This is a genomic window from Phenylobacterium sp. (assembly GCF_031181185.1).
Lineage (GTDB): Bacteria > Pseudomonadota > Alphaproteobacteria > Caulobacterales > Caulobacteraceae > Phenylobacterium.
In genome coordinates this window covers 1-4480 of the sequence record NZ_JAPSKZ010000241.1, presented here as the reverse complement: position 1 = coordinate 4480, position 4480 = coordinate 1, and the positions used below count along the sequence as shown (strand labels likewise).

At 68.1% G+C, this 4480-nt stretch carries 5 protein-coding genes and 1 pseudogene; 3 read left to right on the top strand and 3 right to left on the bottom strand.

What is annotated here, in order from left to right; translation table 11 throughout:
* The 3 genes from RIF93_RS18945 to RIF93_RS18935 form a co-directional block, all read right to left on the bottom strand.
* On the bottom strand, positions 1 to 400 hold a 400-nt coding region (locus RIF93_RS18945), incomplete at its 3' end, for a MoxR family ATPase (protein WP_309093008.1).
* A gap of 110 nt (positions 401 to 510) precedes the next feature.
* The gene (locus tag RIF93_RS18940; RefSeq protein ID WP_309093007.1) at positions 511 to 1047 is read right to left on the bottom strand and encodes a hypothetical protein; all 537 of its coding nucleotides are present in this window, start codon (positions 1045 to 1047) and stop codon (positions 511 to 513) included.
* Between the two features lie 74 nt (positions 1048 to 1121).
* Positions 1122 to 2885, bottom strand: coding sequence for a tetratricopeptide repeat protein (locus RIF93_RS18935; protein ID WP_309093006.1), 1764 nt, complete (start codon positions 2883 to 2885; stop codon positions 1122 to 1124).
* A 200-nt stretch (positions 2886 to 3085) separates the two neighbouring features.
* Between RIF93_RS18935 and flbT the strand changes: the two genes are divergently transcribed.
* The 3 genes and pseudogenes from flbT to RIF93_RS18920 form a co-directional block, all read left to right on the top strand.
* Complete coding sequence (gene flbT, locus RIF93_RS18930; RefSeq protein ID WP_309093005.1) at positions 3086 to 3481, top strand: flagellar biosynthesis repressor FlbT; 396 nt, start codon at positions 3086 to 3088, stop codon at positions 3479 to 3481.
* On the top strand, positions 3471 to 3836 hold the full coding sequence (flaF, locus tag RIF93_RS18925) for a flagellar biosynthesis regulator FlaF (protein ID WP_309093004.1): 366 nt from the start codon (positions 3471 to 3473) through the stop codon (positions 3834 to 3836). Before flbT ends, flaF begins: the two co-directional genes overlap by 11 nt.
* Positions 3837 to 4115: 279 nt before the next feature.
* Positions 4116 to 4480: pseudogene (locus RIF93_RS18920) on the top strand (flagellin); the annotation flags it as partial.

Here is a 4480-nt window from a genome sequence, read left to right as displayed (position 1 = left end):
GCTCCTGCAGGAGGTCGTTCGGGAACTCGATGTCAGCCTTGTCGATCTCGTCGATCAGCAGGACGGGGCGCACAGGGCTCTCGAACGCTTCCCAGAGCTTGCCCTTCTTGATGTAGTTCTTGACGTCCTTGACCCGCTCGTCCCCGAGCTGGCTGTCGCGCAGGCGGGTGACGGCGTCGTACTCGTAAAGGCCCTGGATGGCCTTCGTCGTCGACTTGATGTGCCAGGTGATCAGCGGCGCGCCCAGGGCCTCGGCGATCTCATAGGCCAGGACCGTCTTGCCGGTGCCGGGTTCGCCCTTGATCAGCAGGGGGCGCTCGAGGGCGATGGCGGCGTTGACCGCCACCTTCAGGTCCTCGGTCGCGACGTACTTCTCGGTCCCTTCGAAACGCTGGCTCATACGGGCTCCCCAGGGCGGGCGGGGCCCGCATTCGAACGTTTGTTTGCCTGGGTGCAGCCTATAGGGCGCGGCGCGACATTCAAGCGGGTTCCGCGCCCTGACGTTGCGGCTTACTCGTCGGGCTTGGCGCGGGTCTCGCCGCCGCGGTCTTCGGAGTAGCCCATGTCCTTGAGGTCCTCGTCCGAGACGTTGCGCGCCTGGAAGTCGGTGAAGTCGTCCTCGCCGCCCTCGGCCTCGTCGGCGTCGCGCACCTCATCCAGCCCCTCGATCTCGCTGCGCAGGATCCGGTGGTCGTTGAAGCCGTCGTCGGGGCCCAGGCCGTCGAGGTCGTCCTCGTGCTCCTCGGTCGCGGCCTTGTAGTCCAGCTCGTCGTCCTCCTCGAAGTCGCCATCGTCGATGGCGTCCGGATCGAACTCGTCGGCGTCGAGCGCGAGCGCCTCGTCGTCGTCACGGTCGCCGATCAGCTGGGTCAGGTCCTCGACCTCGGGCAGCTCTTCGAAGGTGCGCATCTCGGACCCGACCTCGAGCGGGCTGTCGCCGCCCAGCGCGACCGAGCCTTCGCCGCCGACGGTCATGCTCTCGTCGAAGGCTTCCGCCTGGTCCTGGGGATCGAAGTCGGACTCGGATTCGAAGCTCGTGCCGGGCATGTGGGGCTCCTTGGAGGCTTGCGGCGCGGAAGGCGCCTTCGCCAAGGAAAACCCTCAGGAAAACCGCCCGTTCCTCAAGCCTGGGCGAAGCCCGCCAGCGCCTCGGCCACCTGGGCCATCGCCGTGTCCCAGTCGCCATAGGTCTCGGGCGCGAACACCCGGGCCTGCGGATACCAGGGATAGCGGTCGGCGAGGCCCAGTCTGGGCCAGGCGCCCGGCGTCGTGATCAGCCAGGCGGGCGCGCCGCAGGCGGCGGCGATGTTGAAGGTGGCGTTCGAGAAGCCCACCACCAGGTCCAGCGCGCAGGAGAGGGCGGCCACGTCGTCCAGGTCCTGCTTCAGGTCGATCCCCGGCGGGTTCCAGATCTCGACGCCCAGCTCGCGCCGCACCCAGGCCAGCTCCTCGTCGCAGTCGCCGTACTGCAGGTTCACGAAGCCGACGCCCGCCTGGCGCAGCACCGGCGCCCATTGCTCGAACGCCGAGAAGTAGCGGTGGCGCGCGTTGCGTCCCGTGCCGCTCTTCCAGAGGAGGCCCACCTTGAGGCCCGCGGGCGCGCTCGCCAGGGCCTCGCGCCAGTGGGCCACCCGCGCCGGATCGGCGGCCATGAAGCCGACGCGATCGGGGAAGGCGGCCACGTCGGGGCGGAACTCCCGCAGCAGCGAGGCGATCGGCGTCCAGAGGTCGATCGCCGAGGCGTCCTCCAGGAACGGCATGGCGCGGACGGCTCGGCCGGCGTGCAGGACGGTGGCGTGGGCGCCGACCTGGGCCTGCGGGAAGCTGCGGGCGAAGAGGGGGACCAGCCGCGGCTCGACCGCCAGCGTCAGCCGGCCGTGGGGTCCCAGCCGCTCGAGCACGTCGGGCAGCACGTTGGCGAACAGGATCTCGTCGCCCAGGCCCTGTTCGCCGACGATCAGCAGCGACTTGCCGGCCAGATCGGCGCCCGGCTCCCACCGCGGGCGGTCGATCAGGAACACGGTGGTGTCGGCGAACTGGGGGTGGATGCGCGCCTCGTAGTCGTCCCAACCCTCGGCCAGGCGCCCCACCGCCAGCCGCATTGTCGCCCGGGCCAGTCGCATCATCTGGCGCTCGTCCTCGGCCCGGACGCGCGGGAGGGCGGCCTCCACGTGCTCAAGCGCTTCCTGCATGCGGCCGCGGTCGGCCAAGGTGTTGGCGAGGTTGTAGCGCGCCTTGAAGAACTTCGGGTCCAGGCGCAGAGCTTCGCCGAAGAAGATCTCGGCGTTCTCGTGGTCGCCGTCCTCGGCGACGGCGGCGGCCAGGCCGTTCCAGAGCTGGGCGTTCGTCGGCTCCTGCTGGATGGCCGGCCGCAGCACCTCGATGGCCTCGGCCCGGCGGCCTTGGGTGCGCAATGCGCTCGCCAGATTGTTGGCGCCTTCCGGGTGGCCCGGACGCTGGGCCAGGAAGAGCCGGAAGAACTTCTCGGCCTCGGCCGCCATGCCCATGCGCATCGCCAGCCGGCCCAAGTCGTTGGCGATCTCCACATTGTCGGGCATCAGCTGCAGCGCGGTCTCGTAGGCTGAGATCGACGAGACGAAGTCGCCCGCTCGCTCGCGCGCCATCGCCAGCAGGCACCAGCCGATGCCGTTCCGCTCGTCCAGCTCCAGGACCTTCAGCGCCCATTCCGAGGCCGCCTTGGCGTCCTCGGCCCGGATGGCGGCTACCGCCTTCTGGAGCAGCGGCCGCACCGTCGCGGCCTTGAGCTGGGCGACAGCGGTGGTCATGCGGTTCAGCGTCTCGCCGCCCGCCTGGCGCTTCGCGGCCCCTGCGGCGAACTGTAGCGCCTGGGCGGAACGGTGGGCGGAACGGGCCGAACGCGGCATGAAAAGCGACTCCTAGCGGCCCTCGTAGCTCGCGCGGGTATGCTTAATGCGCGCTTAAGGCCCCTGAGCGGGAGGGTGCGGCAAGGGGCCGTTAACTTCGCGCCGGCTAAGCGTGTGGATGCGCTCCGTCCGTCAGAAGGCGACAATGGGCGGATCGAATCGAGCAGGCGGTTCGTGAGCGCAAAGGTTGGGGGGCGGACTTGCCGCTGAAATTGTCGCTGAGGCCCGGAGAGAGGTTCGTCCTCAATGGCGCCGTCGTGCAGAACGGCGACCGCCGCTCGGTCCTGGTGCTCCAGAACAAGGCCTCGGTCCTTCGCGAGAAGGACATCATGCAGGCCGACGAGGCGAACACCCCCGCCCGGCGGATCTACTTCCCGGTTATGATGATGTACCTCGATGAGGCCAACGCCGACCGGTATTACGACGAGTTCGTCCGCCGCATGACGGAGTTCATGGGCGTGATCGCCAATCCGCCCGTGCTGGCCGACTGCGTGGCCATCTCGAAGCACTGCATGGCGCGCGAGTACTACAAGGCGCTGATGCTGTGCCGGCGGCTGATCGAGTACGAAGACGAAAGGTTGGGGAATGTCCCTTAACGCCTACCAGCAGGCGGTCGTGCGGACGGAGAGCCCGCGCGACATGGAGTATCGGCTGTTCGCGCAGGTCACCCGCGCGCTGATGGAAGCCGCGAAGTTCGAACCTGACGACCTGAAGAACCGCATCGACGCGCTGGACTGGAACCGGCGCATGTGGGCGGTGCTCGGCGCCGACTGCCAGCACCCCGAGAACAAGCTTCCCCCGCAGCTGCGCGCCTCGATCATCTCGCTCAGCATCTGGGTCTCCAAGCACACCAGCCTGGTAATCCGGAAGCAGGAGGAAATCGAACCCCTCATCGAGATCAACCGGATGATCATGCAGGGGCTGGCCGGCGGCGAGGCCGCGGCCGCCTAAGGTCGAACCCCGCCTGAGCAGGTGAGGCCGCGGCGCGTCCGCGGCCTTTTTCATGTCACCCGCCGGAAGCGCCCGGCAGGACCTGCCGGGCGGCAGGTTTGGCTAACGCAGATCTGTGCGAATTGCACCTATTCGCCGAATAAACCGCAATAAAAACAGACACATATCGGCTGCGCGCCATGGTTAAGCCTGGCCCGCGCCTTGCGACGCCTTCCGCGGGCGAAAAATCGCCCGGCGGGCAAAAGCCCGCGCTTACCTCCAGAATGGAAGGCTTCAACGATGCCGATGAACTCGGTCAACACCAACGTGGGCGCGATGATCGCGCTCCAGAACCTCAACCAGACGAACGCGGAGCTCAGCACCACCCAGACCAGGATCAACACGGGCAAGCGGGTCGCGTCTGCGAAGGACAACGGCGCCATCTGGGCCATCGCCCAGAACCAACGCGCCAACAGCCGTTCGCTGGATGCGGTTCGTGAGTCGCTGCAACGCTCGCAGTCGACCGTGGATGTGGCCATCTCGGCCGGCGAAACCGTCTCGGACCTGCTCCTTCAGATGAAGGAAAAGGCCCTGGCGGCTTCGGACACCTCGCTCGACACCACCAGCCGGACCGCTCTCGCCGACGACTTCAAGGCGCTGCGCGA

Bases quoted from the DNA above. Each gene is read 5' to 3' on its own strand.
- RIF93_RS18940 (WP_309093007.1), bottom strand. From the start codon at position 1,047: ATGCCCGGCACGAGCTTCGAATCCGAGTCCGACTTCGATCCCCAGGAC.
- RIF93_RS18935 (WP_309093006.1), bottom strand. From the start codon at position 2,885: ATGCCGCGTTCGGCCCGTTCCGCCCACCGTTCCGCCCAGGCGCTACAG.
- flaF (WP_309093004.1), top strand. From the start codon at position 3,471: ATGTCCCTTAACGCCTACCAGCAGGCGGTCGTGCGGACGGAGAGCCCG.